The 17499-nt window shown below is 36.2% G+C and carries 17 protein-coding genes; 3 read left to right on the top strand and 14 right to left on the bottom strand.

Going from position 1 to position 17499, the window contains the following annotated elements:
• Window positions 1-73: 73 nt before the first annotated feature.
• The 10 genes from guaB to JUD45_RS00170 form a co-directional block, all read right to left on the bottom strand.
• Complete coding sequence (gene guaB / locus JUD45_RS00215; protein ID WP_138727046.1) at window positions 74-1210, bottom strand: IMP dehydrogenase; 1137 nt, start codon at window positions 1208-1210, stop codon at window positions 74-76.
• A gap of 91 nt (window positions 1211-1301) precedes the next feature.
• Window positions 1302-2030 carry a DUF1129 family protein gene (locus JUD45_RS00210; RefSeq protein WP_203619425.1) on the bottom strand — a complete coding sequence of 243 codons (729 nt, stop codon included), beginning with the start codon at window positions 2028-2030 and terminating at the stop codon, window positions 1302-1304.
• Window positions 2031-2048: 18 nt separating this feature from the next.
• Complete coding sequence (gene ychF, locus JUD45_RS00205; protein ID WP_034535011.1) at window positions 2049-3149, bottom strand: redox-regulated ATPase YchF; 1101 nt, start codon at window positions 3147-3149, stop codon at window positions 2049-2051.
• Between the two features lie 27 nt (window positions 3150-3176).
• Window positions 3177-3365 carry a DUF951 domain-containing protein gene (locus tag JUD45_RS00200; protein WP_034532678.1) on the bottom strand — a complete coding sequence of 63 codons (189 nt, stop codon included), beginning with the start codon at window positions 3363-3365 and terminating at the stop codon, window positions 3177-3179.
• A 14-nt stretch (window positions 3366-3379) separates the two neighbouring features.
• Entirely contained in the window at window positions 3380-4261 is an 882-nt protein-coding gene (locus JUD45_RS00195) for a ParB/RepB/Spo0J family partition protein (protein ID WP_138727048.1), read from the bottom strand.
• On the bottom strand, window positions 4251-5018 hold the full coding sequence (locus tag JUD45_RS00190; RefSeq protein WP_034535006.1) for a ParA family protein: 768 nt from the start codon (window positions 5016-5018) through the stop codon (window positions 4251-4253). The genes JUD45_RS00195 and JUD45_RS00190 overlap by 11 nt, the downstream gene beginning before the upstream one ends.
• A gap of 18 nt (window positions 5019-5036) precedes the next feature.
• Window positions 5037-5774, bottom strand: coding sequence for a 16S rRNA (guanine(527)-N(7))-methyltransferase RsmG (gene rsmG, locus JUD45_RS00185; protein WP_203619424.1), 738 nt, complete (start codon window positions 5772-5774; stop codon window positions 5037-5039).
• 175 nt (window positions 5775-5949) lie between these two features.
• A complete protein-coding gene (locus JUD45_RS00180; RefSeq protein WP_203619423.1) occupies window positions 5950-7269 on the bottom strand; it encodes an NCS2 family permease in 1320 nt (439 codons plus the stop codon).
• A gap of 41 nt (window positions 7270-7310) precedes the next feature.
• Window positions 7311-8558: a NupC/NupG family nucleoside CNT transporter gene (locus tag JUD45_RS00175; RefSeq protein WP_034532671.1), complete on the bottom strand. Its 1248-nt coding sequence runs from the start codon at window positions 8556-8558 to the stop codon at window positions 7311-7313.
• An 87-nt stretch (window positions 8559-8645) separates the two neighbouring features.
• Window positions 8646-9461 (bottom strand): alkaline phosphatase family protein, encoded by an 816-nt coding sequence (locus tag JUD45_RS00170; protein ID WP_203619422.1) that lies wholly within the window; start codon window positions 9459-9461, stop codon window positions 8646-8648.
• A 220-nt stretch (window positions 9462-9681) separates the two neighbouring features.
• On the opposite strand from JUD45_RS00170, the gene JUD45_RS00165 reads away from it, so the two are divergent.
• Both JUD45_RS00165 and JUD45_RS00160 read left to right on the top strand, forming a co-directional pair.
• On the top strand, window positions 9682-10281 hold the full coding sequence (locus JUD45_RS00165; RefSeq protein WP_203619421.1) for an SGNH/GDSL hydrolase family protein: 600 nt from the start codon (window positions 9682-9684) through the stop codon (window positions 10279-10281).
• Window positions 10282-10368: 87 nt separating this feature from the next.
• Window positions 10369-11091, top strand: coding sequence for a hypothetical protein (locus JUD45_RS00160; RefSeq protein ID WP_138727053.1), 723 nt, complete (start codon window positions 10369-10371; stop codon window positions 11089-11091).
• A gap of 3 nt (window positions 11092-11094) precedes the next feature.
• Here JUD45_RS00160 and JUD45_RS00155 read toward each other — a convergent pair whose 3' ends face one another.
• The 4 genes from JUD45_RS00155 to JUD45_RS00140 all read right to left on the bottom strand — a co-directional run bounded on the left by JUD45_RS00155 (window position 11095) and on the right by JUD45_RS00140 (window position 17062).
• Window positions 11095-12897, bottom strand: coding sequence for a putative glycosyltransferase family protein (locus tag JUD45_RS00155; protein WP_203619420.1), 1803 nt, complete (start codon window positions 12895-12897; stop codon window positions 11095-11097).
• 64 nt (window positions 12898-12961) lie between these two features.
• On the bottom strand, window positions 12962-14731 hold the full coding sequence (locus tag JUD45_RS00150) for a putative glycosyltransferase family protein (protein ID WP_203619419.1): 1770 nt from the start codon (window positions 14729-14731) through the stop codon (window positions 12962-12964).
• 12 nt (window positions 14732-14743) lie between these two features.
• Window positions 14744-15610: a DNA/RNA non-specific endonuclease gene (locus tag JUD45_RS00145; RefSeq protein ID WP_438800464.1), complete on the bottom strand. Its 867-nt coding sequence runs from the start codon at window positions 15608-15610 to the stop codon at window positions 14744-14746.
• A gap of 114 nt (window positions 15611-15724) precedes the next feature.
• Window positions 15725-17062, bottom strand: a complete 1338-nt coding sequence (locus JUD45_RS00140; protein WP_203619418.1) for a hypothetical protein — start codon at window positions 17060-17062, stop codon at window positions 15725-15727.
• Window positions 17063-17235: 173 nt separating this feature from the next.
• Between JUD45_RS00140 and JUD45_RS00135 the strand changes: the two genes are divergently transcribed.
• The gene (locus JUD45_RS00135) at window positions 17236-17493 is read left to right on the top strand and encodes a hypothetical protein (RefSeq protein ID WP_138727058.1); all 258 of its coding nucleotides are present in this window, start codon (window positions 17236-17238) and stop codon (window positions 17491-17493) included.
• The last annotated feature ends 6 nt before the right edge of the window (window positions 17494-17499 follow it).

Here is a 17499-nt window from a genome sequence, read left to right as displayed (position 1 = left end):
ATTAACACAATATAAGGATTTGTTATATAAATGTAAATAAAAAAGACGCTAAAAATTAGCATCTTTTAACATTTTATTTATAATTTGGCGCATCCTTTGTAATTTGGACATCGTGAGGATGTGATTCGATTAGCCCTGCACTAGTGATTTGAACAAATTGAGCATTGTCATTCATTGATTGAATATCCTTTGATCCAGTGTAACCCATGGCTGCTCTTAGACCACCAACCATTTGGAATACAACATCTTTAGCTGAACCCTTGTATTCAACACGAGCTTCGATACCTTCTGGAACTAGCTTGTTAGCTTCGTTTACTTCACCTTGGAAGTAACGGTCAGCTGAACCATGTTGCATGGCTCCAACGCTTCCCATTCCACGGTAAGCTTTGTACTTAATTCCATTTTCTTCGAAGATTTCACCAGGAGCTTCGTCAGTACCTGATAACATACTTCCAAGCATTACGGCGTTACCACCAGCAGCGATTGCTTTAGCAGCATCACCTGAGTACTTAATACCACCATCAGCGATGATTGGCTTGCCCCATTTTCTGGCAACTTCAGCTGCATCGTAAACAGCAGTTAGTTGAGGAACACCAACACCAGCGATAATTCTAGTGGTACAAATTGAACCAGGGCCAATACCAACTTTGACTACGTCAACACCGGCTTCGAATAAATCGTTAGTTGCTTGCCCTGTAGCAACGTTACCAGCGATGATAGTCTTTTCAGCATACTTGGCTTTGATTTCTTTTACTTTTCTGATAACTCCGGCAGAATGTCCGTGAGCAGTATCAATAATAATAGCGTCAGCACCAGCGGCAAACAAAGCTTCCACACGCTTGAATGTATCTGATGTAACACCAACAGCAGCGGCACATAATAAATGGTTATTAGCATCTACTGCTGCGTTAGGGGTTTTGTCGGTCTTTTCTACTGCTTTGACCTTCTTAACTTCTGCGGCTTGATCATCGATAATCATGTTCTTGTGAATGACACCTAATCCACCAACTTCAGCCATAGCAATCGCCATATCTGAGGTTGTAACTGTATCCATACTTGCACTTAAAAATGGTACGTTTAGCTTAACATCATCTGATAAACGAACTGAAGTATCCACATCATTAGGTAAAACGTGACTTTCTGCTGGAATAAGCAATACGTCATCAAATGTTAATCCCTTTTTGGCAAACTTTGTGTTCCAATTATCCATAATCATAAAACCCCTATCTATTTATTTTTTAATGTCTAATATACAAAAAATGCCAGAGAAAATCAAATTTAATTTTCACTGACATTTATTTTTATCTTCTATTTGGTGTTCTAGGTGTCATCACATTAACTGTAATTTCGTAGTTCTTGTGAATCCAGAACGCTGCAAACGCAGAGATTGCAGCTAAAATAAAGTTAACAATTGGTGATACGGCAACGTTAATTCCTGCTTGTGGAATTTGTACAATTACCATGAACGCACCAATCCACACAATTACAGATAGGATTAGTAACCCAAAACGCACTAGTCCACTGTATTTATGCTTAACGTTTCCGTCCAACAATCTAGTCATAATTGGCATAAAGATACCAAATACTAGAGAAATCAATACAAGTGATAGGATTCCGACTGATTGCTTGTCCTTTGCGTTAGTTTGAATCATCAAAGTGATTCCGTATAACAAGTTAAAGATCACGAAGAAGAACAATGCGTTGAAAATTGCATTAGGCGCAAAGTTATCCATCATTGAAATCTTTTTCTTTGGTGGGTTCATAATGAGGTTAATACGTTCTTCAACAGTACCGTATAAATTACGCGCAGTTGCCCCGTGTTTTTGTTCAACTAGTAATTCATCCTTCATTTGGTTAACAATTTCAACCTTACGTTCATCTGATAGCTTAGTCTTCTTTAACTCTTTGTTAAATCTAAACATGTAATCTGAATTACGTTTAGTCAAACCAATCCCATCAAATTGTTGACGAGTCTTTTGTTCTGCTTCATGTCTATTTTGTTGTACATGAGCATTTCTCTTTTCAGTCATTGATGTCGTCCTTTCCGATTAAACGTTGAATCTGAAGTTTACAATGTCACCATCTTGCATAACATAATCTTTACCTTCTACACGTAGCTTACCAGCTTCCTTAACGGCTTGTTCGCTACCTAGCTTGTCTAGGTCGTCAAATGCCATTACTTCGGCTCTGATGAAACCACGTTCGAAGTCTGAGTGAATAATTCCGGCAGCTTGAGGAGCCTTGGTACCCTTTAGGTAAGTCCAAGCCTTAGTTTCCTTACCACCAGCAGTGAAGAATGTTTCTAGACCTAATAGATTGTATGAAGCACGAATTAGCTTGTTTAGACCCGGTTCAGTAACACCTTCAGCTTCTAGGAAAGTAGCTTTGTCTTCGTCATCTAATTCAGCAATTTCTTCTTCAGTTTCAGCAGCAATACCGATTGCTTGTGCATTTTCTTTAGCTGCGTATTCCTTAACTAATTGGAAGTACTTTGATCCTTCTGGATCAGCCATGTCATCTTCAGAAATGTTAGCAACGTATAGCACTGGTTTTGAAGTTAATAGGAATAATCCCTTAACAATCTTTTGTTCATCTTCATCAAAGTCGATTGAACGAACTGGTTTTCCGGCTTCTAGAACTGGCTTAATCTTTTCTAGGACAGCTAATTCAGCAAGAGCATCTTCGTCCTTACCCTTAGCAGCCTTTTGCACACGACCTAAGCGCTTAGTTACAGCATCTAAATCAGAGATACCTAATTCTAAATTGATTGTTTCAATATCAGCAATTGGATCAACCTTACCAGTAACGTGGGTAATGTTGTCATCATCAAAAGAACGAACAACGTGAACAATCGCGTCCACTTGTCTGATGTTTTCTAGGAACTTGTTACCAAGACCTTCACCCTTACTAGCACCCTTAACGATACCGGCAATATCGGTAAATTCAAAGGTAGTAGGAACAATCTTCTTAGCTGGAATTAGTTCTTGAATTCGATCAAGTCTGTCATCTGGTACTTCCACCATCCCTACGTTTGGGTCGATTGTGGCAAATGGGTAGTTAGCCATTTCCGCACCAGCTTTAGTAATCGCATTAAATAGTGTAGATTTACCAACGTTTGGTAAACCAACAATTCCTGCTGTTAATGACATATTAATAATTCACTCTTTTCTTTGGATTTAATCTTCTTGTGTACTTTGAATTACTTTTTTCATTTTCTTTTCAAATTCACGACGTGGAAGCATAACCACATGGCCGCATTTTTGACATTCAATCTTAATGTCTGCACCCATTCGAATAATCTTCCAACTATTCTCTCCACATGGGTGGGCTTTCTTCATCATGACAACATCATTTAATGAATACATATTGAGCACTCCTTTTAGTCTAAATTAATATCTAAAATTTGCAAAATGCGGTTTAAATCATCATCTGATGTGTAGCTAATTTCAATCTTACCTGTCCCCTTCTTAGAACGGTTATTTGAGATTGAAACAGAAGTTTGGAATTTGTCTTGTAGTTCATTTTCAGAAGCGCGCAAGAATGGTGACTTCTTGGTTGAACGACGAGGCTTCTTTTTCTTCTTTGGTGATGAACTTAGGTTTTCAATTTCCTTTTCAAGTTGGCGAACAGTCATTGTTTGTTCATATGCCTTCTTGGCTAGTTTGATTAGTTCATCTTTCTTCTTAACTGATAGTAAAGTTCTTGCTTGACCCATTGATAGTTGGTTCTTAGTCAACATGTCCTTTACTTCAGTTGGCAAGCCTAATAAACGTAAGTAGTTAGCGATGTATGGACGTGATTTACCTAAACGTTTTGATACTTCAGCTTGAGTAATGTCTAGCTTTGTCATCAAAGTGTTGTAAGCTTCAGCTTCTTCGATTGGATTTAAATCCTCTCTTTGAAGGTTTTCCATCACAGCAATTTCCATCATTTGTTCATCAGAAGCATCACGAACAATTGCCGGGATCTTTTCCTTACCTGCCATGCGTGAAGCACGGTAACGTCTTTCACCAGCAAGAATTTCGTAAGCATCTTTGCTGCCACTAGTCTTTCTTACGATGATTGGTTGAAATACCCCAGATTTTTCAATCGAACGGGTTAAGTCTTTAAGTGCATTTGTATCGAAATGCGTTCTTGGTTGGAAAGGATTTGGAGATAACTTGGTTAGCTCTAATTCCAATACGTCTTCTGAGTTGGCATCGATATCATTATCAGCAAACAATGCTTGAATGCCTCGACCTAGTCCTTTGTTATTCACCATGAGCAGCTAACACTTCCTTTGCAAATTGCATGTATAATTCTGAACCCTTTGAATTTGGATCATAATCGATGATTGGTAATCCGTAACTTGGGGCTTCTGATAAACGTACGTTTCTAGTGATGATAGTATCGTAAACTTTGTCACCAAAGTACTTACGAACTTCATCATTAACTTGTTGACCTAACTTAGTACGTGAGTCATACATTGTTAGTAAAACTCCTTCAACATCTAAGTCAGGATTAAAGTGCTTCTTTACTAATTGAACAGTGTTTAATAGTTGGCTTAAACCTTCTAGTGCATAGTATTCGGTTTGCACTGGAATTAAGATTGAATCACTGGCAGTAAAAGCATTTACAGTGATTAATCCTAATGAAGGTGGGCAGTCAACTAATACGTAATCGTATTGATCTGAGACTGATTTTAGGGCATTTAATAAACGTGTTTCTCTCGCCATTTGAGGAGTTAATTCAATGTCCGCACCTGATAGTTGAATTGTTGCTGGTACAATGTCTAATCCTTCGTGCTTTGAAGGAATAATGGCTTCTGAGATTGGTTCTTCATTAACCAAGATATCGTAAATATCTTTTTGGATGTCGGATTTTTGAATTCCTACTCCTGAAGTTGCATTTCCTTGGGCATCAGCATCGATTAGTAATACCTTTTTACCCATTGTTGCAAGGTCTGCACCTAGGTTAACGGAAGTGGTAGTCTTACCAACTCCACCCTTTTGATTAGCTAATGATATAACATGTCCCATTATAACCCCTCCTCTAGTCTACTTTTTACTTGAACCAATTGGTTTCTTGTTTGGTGTACCCGCTTTTCGTGGGTATTGTTTTGGTGTGTTCTTTACCTTTTCTAACACGACCATGTTACGTGGATCATTTGAGACTGGAAGATTGAACTCATCATCTGAAATCATCTTACCACCTAAAGTAGTAATCGCGCTTTTTCCATCAGATAGTTCATCTTTAACCTTAGATGCTTTTAGTGCAATCATTCGTCCGCCAACCTTAACTAATGGCAAACAAAATTCTGCAAGCACACTCATTCGAGCAACTGCACGTGCAGTTGCAATATCAAAAGATTCACGGTATTTAGATTTTTTACCACCAAATTCTTCTGCCCTGGCATGATGTAATTCAACATTGGTTAAACCTAACTTGTTAACTAGTTCATCCAAGAAGTTGATTCGTTTGTTCAATGAATCAATAATGGTGACCTTTAAATTAGGGAAAACTATCTTTAACGGAATGGATGGGAAACCGGCACCGGCTCCAACATCACATAATGTTAATTCTTCTGTTCTCAAATCTTCTGCAAAGAATGCAGGAGTAATTGAATCAAAGAAATGTTTTAAATATACCTCATCCCTGTCAACAATAGTTGTCAGATTAACATGTTCGTTAGTAGCGACTAACAATTCATAATAATCGGCAAATTGTTGCATTTGGTGACCAGTCAATTCGATATTGTGTTTTGCTAATTGACTCTTAAATTCTTCTGGATTCATGCAAATCCTCCTATTGTGAAACATGATTGTTTCACATCTATCTATACTTTAACTGATATTAATCTTTTTTACAATCATGAAACATATACTTCTCCATTATAACCAAAATTAGTCTAATTCGTCACTAGATTATCAAAAAAATACATATAAAAAGACGATCGTTCGATCGCCTTTTCTATAGCATCGCTGTCATTATCAAGTTAACTAAAAACAACGCACTTAAAATATAGTTAATTGTACTAATTGATTTGATTTGGCCGTTGAAGATTTTCACGATTGGATAAGCAACAAAACCGAATGCTAACCCGATTGAGATACTCCCGGTCAAAGGAATCAATACCACGATTAGAAATGCTGGGAACCATTCTGCAAAATCATCCATGTTGATGGTCTTTAGGTTGGATAACATCAATGCTCCAGTAATGATAATAACCGGTGCAATTGCTGCTTGTGGTACTAAGTCCAAGAAGCTGATGAAAAATGTTGAAAGTAAAAACATAATTCCAGCAGTAATTGACATGATTCCAGTTCTAGCACCTAGTTGAAAACCGGCCACACTTTCAGCAGCTGACACAGTTGGACTAGTTCCTAAAATACTGGAGATAATTCCGGTAATGGAAACACTTCTAAATGTCTTTTTGAACTTCTTCATATCCGGTAAAATTCCGGCGTTTAATCCCATCGATTCAAACACCAAAATCATCGTCATTGAAAATGATGCCATGATAAAAGGTGTCGTCCAGACGTTTTTAAAACTGAAATCAAATAGTGACTTATGGTATTGCAAAATATTAATCAAGTGAGTGGTTTTAACCCCACTGTCATGGATATGGAATACTATTCCAACAATTGTAGTAATCACAATCCCAATGAAGAAATTCCCCTTCACGTTTTTGATGTATAAAACAATCGTTAGAATTAAACCAAAAATAGCTAGTAGTAACGATGGATTCTTAAATGAACCAATCGTTAGCAAGGAATTCTTCCCTTGTTGGATCAATCCAGCTTTTTGTAGACCAATTTCAACTAAAAATAAGCCAATACCGGCGGTTATCGCTGACTTCAATGAATCAGGAATACCACCCTGTAAAATGTCCGTAAAGCGGCTAAATGCGATTAATGCAAACGCAATCGTCGATACCAACGAAACAGTTAACGCTTCTTGATATGACAACCCCATGTTTAATACCATCGTATAGGTAAAAAACGCATTCACGCCCATCCCCGGCGTAATCACTACCGGGGAGTTGGCATAAAATCCCATGATAAAACATCCGATTACAGAACTAATAATTGTCGCAAAGACAGTCTGGTGAACATCCATCCCCGCATCCGCCAATATCATTGGATTAACCACCAAGATATACGAAATTGCGAAGAATCCGGTAATCCCACCTAAGACCTCTGTCTTAAAAATTTCTTTATCCCTTAAAACGTCTAAAAGAGACAGCAAGGCTGTCTCTTTTTTTGACGTTTTGTTCAACTTATTATTCATTAAACAAAATCCTTAATCTATATATATATTATGTTTCTATTTTACCATACAAATAGACCAACGATTCCTGCAGATAGTAGAGAAACTAAAATCCCTGATAGAATCATGTAACCTACACTCTTTGAAATAGCGTTGTTTACTTCACGGTTAACGATACCCTTGAATGCACCGATAATCATTCCCACTGTAGAAAGGTTAGCAAATGAAGTTAGGAAGACAGTTAATTGTGCACGGTAGTGAGGTGCGTATGAACCGATGTGTGATGATACCTTACCCATAACAACGAATTCGTTAGTTACCAGCTTAGTACCCATGTTTTGTGCAAAATCAAAAGCAGTATGCACGTCTGAACCCATTAACCAAGCGAATGGGAACATGATGATTCCTAAGATGTGTTCTAGGGATAAACTAGGGTTGATTGCACCCAAGATCTTATCGATTAAAGCAGCTAAGGCAACGAATGCGATAACGTTTGCAGTAATGATTAAGATTAATTTACCAGCACCTAGGATTGAATCACCCAAGAATGAGAAGAATGGTTCTTTCTTAGCTTCTTCTGCGTTTTCAGGATGTTCACCAACGGCAACTTCAGCAGTTTGTGAAGAACTACCTAACTTAGCGATAGTGTCTTCTTCTGGGCTAACTGAAGTTGGCATTAAAATACTAGTTACAATAACAGCATTTAAGATGTTCAATGGAACGGCAGTCAATACGTATTGTCCTGGAACCATTTGAGTGTATGCGCCAAGAATTGAGGCAGTCACACATGACATTGACATCATGGCAATGACAACATTTCTTACAGCTGAGATTTGTTTTAATTGTAGAGTTGAAACAGCAAGTGCTTCAGTGTTACCTAAAAACATCATTTCAACAGCGAAGAATGATTCAAACTTAGGTTGGCCAGTTATGTATGCCAAACCTTTACCTACCCACTTGATGATCCAAGGTAGGATTCCAATGTAAGTTAAGATATCAAACACTGGAACGATTAATAAAATTGGTAGAAGTGCTGAAGTTACAAAGTCCATTGACTTAACGTGAACCCAACTAGGTAATGCAAAAGCGATACCTTGGTAGGCTACTTCAACTAAAGCTGAGAAACCATTGGCAGCGGCTTCAACAGCAGCACGACCCCATGCAAATTGTGTTAAACAGTAAGCGATTACTAGGTTTAACACTAAAACAGTAATTACTGAACGCCATTTAATTTCTTTCTTGTTCTTTGAAAAAATAAATGCAATCCCTAGGAAAACAATAATTCCTAAAATATTAACTAACAAATACATAAAATTTCTAATCCTTTCTCTGCGACAAAAAATATAGTGACAAATAGCTTATTTTAGTTGCGCAACACCCCTTTCAATATTAATTAACTATTTAACTTCGTTGATAAAGTTTGGTTTAGTAATTTTCCCATCATCTAAATCAAAGAATGCAACAATTGCATTAGCAACCGCACCCAATGAACGCTTAATGCCTAATGACTTTCCTTCATCCTTGTTTGGATTGAAAACGATTAGTGGTAAGTATTCACGAGTGATTCGATTGTCCATTGTTGGATCAATTGCATATGAAGATGTGATAATAAGTAAGTCGTTATCTCTTAGGCGTTCTAAGACCTTACCGATTGTTTCATCTAACACATTTAATTGTTTAGCGTAACCGACGCTATCGTCCATTCTTGCGAAGTGTCTTAATTCTGGTAATTGGCAGTAAATTAACCCGCTCTTTTGAGTCCTCATTTTAGCTGACAATTCAATAAAAGCCTTGCTATCATCGGGGACTTGGACCATTGAAATATCGTCCTGTTTTTCCCAATAATAAGCAAAGCTTGAAATAATTGAAACACTATGTTGTTTTTCTGCCAACAAGTCCATCACAGAAGCTGTGCGGACACCGGCAGTGTAGTCAAACATCTCACGAAATGAGGCACTACCCCTGTTGCTATCAACAGTGGTAACCATCTTTCCAAAGAAGCCACGAGGAGCGTCAACTTGTGGAATTGATTTAATCTCGTTGTCCCAGCGAACATTGCCAAGACCTAGGTTAATTAAATTAGAAGCACTTAGCCCTTTATCAGCGATGTGGCCTAATGTGTCGGCACCAATAGAATCAAAGCGATTTGCATCGGGAGCTTCGCCTAAACCAAGTGAAGCAATATCCAAAACAATCATTCTTTTGTGTGTCATTGTGTGCCCTCCTAATTTTATTTATTATCAAATGAGTATATCATAAATGGCAATTGTGTCAATAAAAAAAGACGCGGATATCCGCGTCTTTTTCGGCTTATGTGCCCCTGCCAAGGAACTTCATTATACCAAAAAAATTATAAGTATATAAAATTAAATTTTTACTAAGTTTTTGATATTATAATAGGTATTATATACATATTAATCGGAGTTGATTACATTGGATCTTACAAACAAAACAGTCGCGGCCTTAGGTGATTCCGTTACTAGAGGCTTCGATGGAACCGTCAACCTACGTTACAACTATCCACGATACTTAGCCAAATACTATAATTGTCGCGTCTGCAACAACGGTATCAACGGCGCTACCATATATGAAACACTAGAAAAAGAAATTGAAAAAATCAAAGATAATAAATACGACGTCATCATCCTAATGATTGGTACCAATGATTATGGTCACTTAGACGTGCCCCTAGTTAGAATCATTTCCAAACTAACAACATTGGTTCGTAAAGTCATCAGTCAACATCACGAGGCAAAAATCTACGCCGTATTACCAATGACTCGTTTCGACGACGATAAGAATGCAGCTAATGTTGTTCGATACTCTAACTATACATTTAACCAACTACTAGATGGATTAGCAGAAGTCTATTTAGCCTTCCAAGTGCCATTCATCGACTGGCGTGAATACCATTCTGAATTCATCACTGATTTTAACTATAAGGACATGTATCAAGATCAACACGTCCATCCCAATGCATATACTTACCGCAAACTTGCCTTTTACATAGGTGATTTCATCAAAAACAATTAAGATTTTCTTAAATTGGCTAAAATAATTAGCCTCCAAGATCCTCTCGTGCTAGCTTGTTAAACGCAAAATATACGAGAGGATTTTTTTATGAATGAAACAAATTTGAAAAAAGAAGCTATATCGATTAAAGATGGCACAACCTTTGTTGATATAGATAAGCTGCCTATCAGTATGATTAACCATCGTTTTAACTTTAAACAGATTAACTGGAATAATCTATTAATGCTAGTAGACGTTGCCGACAGAAGTAAGCGCTACTCGACGATGGTAATTGAAAATGGATTAAACTTTTATTTATTGAAATCATCAACAACCGCATTGATTCATCGCAAGTTAAAAAGCGAATGCATGCTCCACGAGCATTTCAACCGAAGTATTTGTGAGGAATTGCATATCAAAAATAAGTTTCCCATTTTAACAACCGAAGCATCTCTGATTCCACTTCCCGCCAATCATCGTAGTCGAACTTATTCCTGGTTCAATGCCAACTTGTTAAGCTATTGTATCCCCTACTCTACGGATAAATTTTCATATTTATACATGCATGGTAAGGAGACACATCTAAAGGTTCATGCCAGCGGGTATTATTTGCAAAACAAATTCAAAGACCTCATGTTGCTTCACAACTTCATTCTCTATTACACCCAGCAAAATATCGATTGCATTAATTTCGTCAAACAATGTCGTTTTAATAACCCTAATCTTTCCAGCACTAATTCGATTTTATTTGATGATGAAATATACCACAAAGTCTATTTAAAGACCGCTAAATACATGTATGAAGATTATTTAGCAAATAAAAAAGAGTGACCATTATTGGTTACTCTTTTTGTTTTTAAATCTCTTGATAATTACGTAACAAATGACACCCATCCAACTAACGACTGTCACTAGGAAGATAACATCCATGCCTAGACCAGTTCGATATGATACTTTTAAGACATTCTTTCCTGGCTTAGCATTTACGGTTATGGCACCAACTTTACTTATGTTTACTGGCTTAACTTTCTTACCGTTTAAGACCAACTTAGTGGCAGCATACTTAACTACGGTTACACGGTAACGAGTAGTCTTTGAATGGTGATTACGCCAAGTGATGGTCATTGAACCATCCTTATTCACTTTTTTGGTGTATCCACCCTTAATCTTAAAGTTGTGCTTAATCAATTGAATATGGTTATTTCTATATGGATGTACTTGGTAATAATTAGCCTCATTAACAGCAACATTACTTGGTAAGTAATCAGGCGTCGTTTTAATAATATCTTGAATCAAGTATGTTTTATTATGGCTTTCAAAATCCTGCTTGTAAGTTCGATTGAATTTCTTGTCATAGCTAAAAGCATGATTAACTGGCAATTGTGCTTCAATACTTTGTTTCATTGCAACTGTTTGTGATATTCCCACATTCATAGATTGGAAGTTGGTTTCCATATTTAAAGCATATACAAAAAATAACAATACCATGGTGAAGACACGACTTGGGTAGTGTAATGGCTTCAATGTTAAAGCATTCTTGTCGGTGCTTAAAATCATTCCTAATAGTAAGAAGAATAATACAAATGGAATCACTACAAAACGCTTTGGAAATTGAATCAAAGTAGTTAATTTTGGAAAATCAAACTGTAATCTTTCCCATGGAAGTGCGTTTGTAGACAATACAAAGAAAAAAACTGCAACTGAACCAATGGTTCTGAAGACATAGTCCAATCGTTTCCATCTTGTAATGATGTAGTAAGTAACATACAAGAATATCAATAATTCCATCGGTTTTGCAATCGTTTGAAGTGAATAAGCTTCAAATGAAACGGTATTAAACTGCATTTCAAGATTTGGAAACGTTGGAATCAAGTAGTTGTTCTTGAAAATAGAAAGCATTACTCCCCAGACGTTAATAGTCAACGCTAGTGTTAATACACTAGTGATAATTCCGTCTCTAATCATTTGCCATTTATTTTTGGTTAAAATCAATGAAACAATGATCATTGGAACGGCTGCAGAAAAAGCAATTAAACTTGATAATATATGCGTTTGCATTAGAATTGCCATTCCGACCGAGATTCCAATCACTGGAATCTTTAGTCTTCTCAACATTAAAGTGACTCCGATGAAAAAGAACGGTACGAATGCAGCACCAAATCCCGTGAATTGTTGTGTGGAAACCCAGCCAAAAACTGATGATCCTGTCATGTAAAGACCACCAATTATAATTGCGTAGTCTCTTTTTACATTGTTAACTCGACATAACCAATACATTGAAAATGCTGCAACTAACATTGCAAACATTGAAATGGCAATTTCAAAAACAATCCAGTTGTAACTTAGATATAAAATTAATCCACCAAGGTATGCAATGGCAGGCCCATATAACGCATTTACAATTCGACCAGTTTGTGAGAAACCATAATTCATTTGGAAATAATTATAAGTTCCATTTTTAATTTGCTCTGCGGTATCGTAGAAACGATTAAAGTGAAATAACGTATCAACACTTAAAATTAACGTGTTATTTAAAATTAGACCGCTAAGCGCAATTAACCCCAATAATCCAAATACGAGCAGCGGGAAAAAGCGGCTTTGATGTACTTTTTTGGCCGCATTCCTCAGTTGTTCCAAAACTATCCCTCCAATAAGTAGAAATTATAAAATTTCCTATAAGGCAACAAGAATCCCCATCTTATTACTTGTTACGCTTAATTTTTGTGATTGCAAAAATACCAAACAAAATCCAACCGATCCATGTAAATACCATCATTAAGCGGGTAGTAAATGAAGTTACGTATTTAACGTTAACTGTATTCTTTCCCTTCTTAGCAGAGACGATAATTGCACCAATCTTAGTTGTTTTTACATTCTTAACGGTTCCATTAACCGTTACTTGTGTTTGAGCATACTTAGCTAATGGCACTTGAATCTTTTGTGCTTTTCTTAGTTTAAATCTAACTGTTAGGGATCCATCTTTTCTTACAACATGTTTGAAATGAAGTTTCTTGTTATGATTCTTTTCAATATATTGTTGGTAATACAATTTGTATGGATTCAACTTGTCATATTCACTATGTCCCTTAATTTGTTTATATGAAGGAACATAGTCAGGAGTCGCCTTAATAATATCTTCTAATAGGTTCGATAGTTTATGGCTTTGTGTATCCTTTTGAAGCGTTCTGTGATGCCTCTTCATGTAGTAATAAATTGAATTATCGTTTTTATTATTCTTGTGGTGCTTAGTATTTAATGAAACATAGTTAACACTACGTTGGTGAATGGCATAGAAATCCAATCCGGCACTACCAATAATTAACAACAAGATTGTTACTACAACGGCATAGTTACTCTTATGAGTATTATTTTTAATTTCATAAGTTAAAATTCGGCCGAAAGTCACCAATAGGCATACAAACGCAATTACCAAGAAACGTTTTGGAAATTGGAGTGTGTATGATAACTGTGGAATAAGATATTGAAAGACTCCCCATGGAAAGTGACTCCATGAAATAACTAGGAAGAAAAATCCAGTTAGTGCTGTTGTCTTAGTTAAGATATCAACTTGTTTGAATCTTCTAATAACAAAGTATAATACAAAAATAAATAAAATAAACTCGGTCGGTTTCATAATGTTCACTAATGATTGAACATTAAAGTTATATCCATAGGTACGAACTTCTGGAACTGGATAAACCGGAAGTAAGTGATTGGTAGCAGAAATGTAGATTAAGTTGTACCAAACATTAATTGTTAATACTAATGTAATTAATGCAGCGTAGATGGTATGTAATAGCATCTTTACACGTTGCTTTTTATCAACGGCTTTTACCAATCCAACAACGAAGAATGGAAGAATTCCAATCATTGTAATCATCGCACTCATCAAATGGGTTTGGATTAATAAACTCATTACAAAGGCAAAACCAAAAAATGATACATCATTTTTTCTAACCATTTGAGTAGCATAGATCATAACGAACGGAACAATCATTGCCCCTACTCCGGTAAATTGTTGGGCAGTCACCCATTGCATTACCATTGATGAGTACATGTAAATGAATCCCATAAAAATTGCTGGGTACTTGTCGACATTGTTAACACGACATAGCTTGTACATTCCAAGTGCTGAAACAATTAAAACAATCAAATCAGTTAGGATTTCGAACTTAAACCATGTTCCAGCTACTAATAAAAGAAAACCACCAGCATAAGCTGCCACTGGTCCGTACAAAGTACTCAACATTCTACCAGTACCTAAGAAACCATAATTAGTTTGAAAATAACTAATTTTATGGGTCTTTAATTGCATTGCTGCATCGTAAAAACGATTAAAATGAAATAGCGAATCTGATCCTAAGAAAGTTTGCTTCTTAATAATAGGAATCGAAACAACTAATAATGCTAGAACTAAAAAGATAATAAATGGTGTTAACCATTTTAAAAATTGCTTTACTTTTTCCATCATTAATTCTCCTCATTATCTAACTACACTTGTTCCATTCGCATAGTTAATCTTGAATCCACTTTGAATATTTTTAATGTAAATATTAAACGAAATTGCATTACTACCAACTGATTCGGCACGCATAATCACACCAGAAGCTAAAAGGTTTCTTTTCTTAAACACAGGTTTAACCTGATATCTTACATAATGATGATGATTACTACGTAAGTAATATGCGACCTTGTTTTCAAACGTACTCATTGCAGGATCATTTAATGAACGTGTCCCTGTCATTAGATTACGTAAGTTGTTATTTTGTCCCGTAAACTGATAACCGATTAAGTGGCTACGGTTATACAACCATGTGCCACCATCTTTTTTGTTATGCCATCCCGTTGGATCAACGTATAAAGGTTCTCTTTTTACCTTTGGCATCAATGAATAGTTTAACATCGCATTGGCAGTAGTCGAACGATTGAGCTTATCCAAGCTACCGTATCTAGCCCAAGCCCCGTGTTTCAATGACATTTCAGACTTACTAAAGGCCGGATTATTACCGTTTAGAACTACAATTTGGTTCTTAGAAATCTTTGTCTTTCCACTGTGACGAACTGCGCGTTTATGTATCTTCTTCGCTTTTTTAACGGATACTCTTGCCACTACTATCTTGTCATGACTTTCATCTTTGGCCAAGGTTAAACCACGTGATTTAGCTTTGCTAAGAGTTATTCGATAAACTCGATGAGCCCTCTTTAGGCCCCAATCATTTCGATTGTAGTAATATCTTTTACCAGTTCTTGTCACATATACATATGTCTGTGCATTGGCTGTTGGTGCCGAAACTGAAAAACACATTAAAAGTACAGTTATTAACGACAAGAAAAGTAAGAACTTTTTCAAATTTTATCACTCCGTTTTAATCTTATACACTAATAATAATACATATCAATATAATAATCACTGAAAATTAAAGAAAAATAAAAAAGCTCCTCCAAAATAGGAGAAGCTTTTTTACTATCTGTAGTATAGGGTAACTGTTGGGTTGGAAGCATCAACTTTGGCAGCATCAATGTCGACAAATTGCAATGTTCCCGCACCGATAGTTGATAATTTTGATTGATCAATACTTAGTAATCCACGGTTAGATAGGATTGTCTTAACAGCATCACCATTAACGCTTTGTCCGTTAAGAACAACCTTTTGGTTCAATAAATCTTGTCCAACTTGGTTTAGTGTTGCTACTAAGTCGGATGATGGATTTAGTACCGCTCCAGTATCTTTTTGTTTAAGTACGATGTTTAAACGAGTTGCTGGAACTGGCGCTAAGTTAATAACCGCTGCTCCGTTGTTGACGATTGGGCCATCTGTATTGATAGCATTAGCATCTGAAGTAACTTGGTAGTTACTTGGAATAAACTTAGAGATTGAATCAGCAGTTACAACGGGAGTTCCGCTTACCGATAGGTCTGATAAGTTAACAATCTTAGTGCTTACAAAGTTACCATTGTACTTGAATACTAATGTGTAAGTACTTGTTGTTGGCGTTGTTTGAGTTTGCTTATTATCTGTTGGCTTAGTAGTAGTCTTCTTCTTAGCCTTCTTAACCTCTAAGGCTTTTGTATTACCATTGAAAATCCAACCATTTACGCTCTTTTTCTTAGTATCTTGAACGTAGTAGTATAACCAACCACGAGTGTTGTATACGGCTGATTCAACTTTAAAATCATCTTTGATGTATGAAGCCTTCTTATGACTTACAACACGAGCGTTGTAACGACTGAACTTAGGGTAAGTCCATAACTTTTCTGAAATCTTAACGTTAACGTTGCTTGGAGTAGCACCGTATCTTAAGGTTTTGGTAGCTTCTAAACCAGTGTTTTTAGTCATGTTATCTAGATTGTATCGGAAGTCATTTTTACCAACGTAAATCCATCCTCTGTACTTACCACCTAGTGTAACAACGTGGGCGTAGTATAGACCTGTGTTGGTCTTAGCCATTCCGTATACGTGGAATACATTTTGAGGAAGATTGGATTTAGCTAAACGGCGCATTGTTTCCTTACCAGCAACTATTTTAGCATTACCCAATCTTCCTGGCTTGTTCATAATGCTAACAATCCCTGTTGATTTAGCGTATGCAGCGTTTTCTGCGAAATGAACTTTGTAGTAATTAGCAGTAACCTTTGTTCTTTTTTTAGTATGCTTCACTTTCTTTGCCTTTTTGGCAACATGTTTAGTAGTTACATGTCTCTTGGCATTAGCATTAGCAGTAGTAGAACTAATTGTAGCTAATGAACCTAATGCAAAAAGAGTTAGACCAGCATAGACAGTCTTCTTTAAAAATGATTGCATTTTGATTCCTCCAATAATTTTATAATCTAGATTATAACACAATTTAACTTTTTAACTATTTCATTAACAAAATGTCGCGTTTTATTAAATAATTTTAAAGTTAGTGCCATACTTTAGACATTTAATCCAAAAAATATTAAAGTAAAGTAAACAGATTAGTGGAAGGATTGCCATTGACGGAAACATTTAGGTCCAATAATCCAAGTATGCACCTTTTGGCTCAACTTAGATTACGTAACTATTTCGCTGGTTATTTAAAACAGATCATTGCAAAGCGATTTGGCGATGATGAAAATTATCCTCTGTTCGAACAACTATTAAATAATCAAAACAACTTTGAAGTTGTGAACTATTTACTAATCTTGACAGATAAATATCGTAATCAACCAAATCTATTAAACGTACTAATTGATACAATGCAAAGGGACTAATCATGC

This window comes from Apilactobacillus nanyangensis, from assembly GCF_016861915.1.
Classification (GTDB): Bacteria; Bacillota; Bacilli; order Lactobacillales; family Lactobacillaceae; genus Apilactobacillus; species Apilactobacillus nanyangensis.
This window is presented reverse-complemented; position numbering and strand designations above follow the sequence as displayed.

Bases quoted from the DNA above. Each gene is read 5' to 3' on its own strand.
- guaB (WP_138727046.1), bottom strand. From the start codon at position 1,210: ATGGATAATTGGAACACAAAGTTTGCCAAAAAGGGATTAACATTTGAT.
- JUD45_RS00210 (WP_203619425.1), bottom strand. From the start codon at position 2,030: ATGACTGAAAAGAGAAATGCTCATGTACAACAAAATAGACATGAAGCA.
- ychF (WP_034535011.1), bottom strand. From the start codon at position 3,149: ATGTCATTAACAGCAGGAATTGTTGGTTTACCAAACGTTGGTAAATCT.
- JUD45_RS00200 (WP_034532678.1), bottom strand. From the start codon at position 3,365: ATGTATTCATTAAATGATGTTGTCATGATGAAGAAAGCCCACCCATGT.
- JUD45_RS00195 (WP_138727048.1), bottom strand. From the start codon at position 4,261: ATGGTGAATAACAAAGGACTAGGTCGAGGCATTCAAGCATTGTTTGCT.
- JUD45_RS00190 (WP_034535006.1), bottom strand. From the start codon at position 5,018: ATGGGACATGTTATATCATTAGCTAATCAAAAGGGTGGAGTTGGTAAG.
- rsmG (WP_203619424.1), bottom strand. From the start codon at position 5,774: ATGAATCCAGAAGAATTTAAGAGTCAATTAGCAAAACACAATATCGAA.
- JUD45_RS00180 (WP_203619423.1), bottom strand. From the start codon at position 7,269: ATGAATAATAAGTTGAACAAAACGTCAAAAAAAGAGACAGCCTTGCTG.
- JUD45_RS00175 (WP_034532671.1), bottom strand. From the start codon at position 8,558: ATGTATTTGTTAGTTAATATTTTAGGAATTATTGTTTTCCTAGGGATT.
- JUD45_RS00170 (WP_203619422.1), bottom strand. From the start codon at position 9,461: ATGACACACAAAAGAATGATTGTTTTGGATATTGCTTCACTTGGTTTA.
- JUD45_RS00160 (WP_138727053.1), top strand. From the start codon at position 10,369: ATGAATGAAACAAATTTGAAAAAAGAAGCTATATCGATTAAAGATGGC.
- JUD45_RS00150 (WP_203619419.1), bottom strand. From the start codon at position 14,731: ATGATGGAAAAAGTAAAGCAATTTTTAAAATGGTTAACACCATTTATT.
- JUD45_RS00140 (WP_203619418.1), bottom strand. From the start codon at position 17,062: ATGCAATCATTTTTAAAGAAGACTGTCTATGCTGGTCTAACTCTTTTT.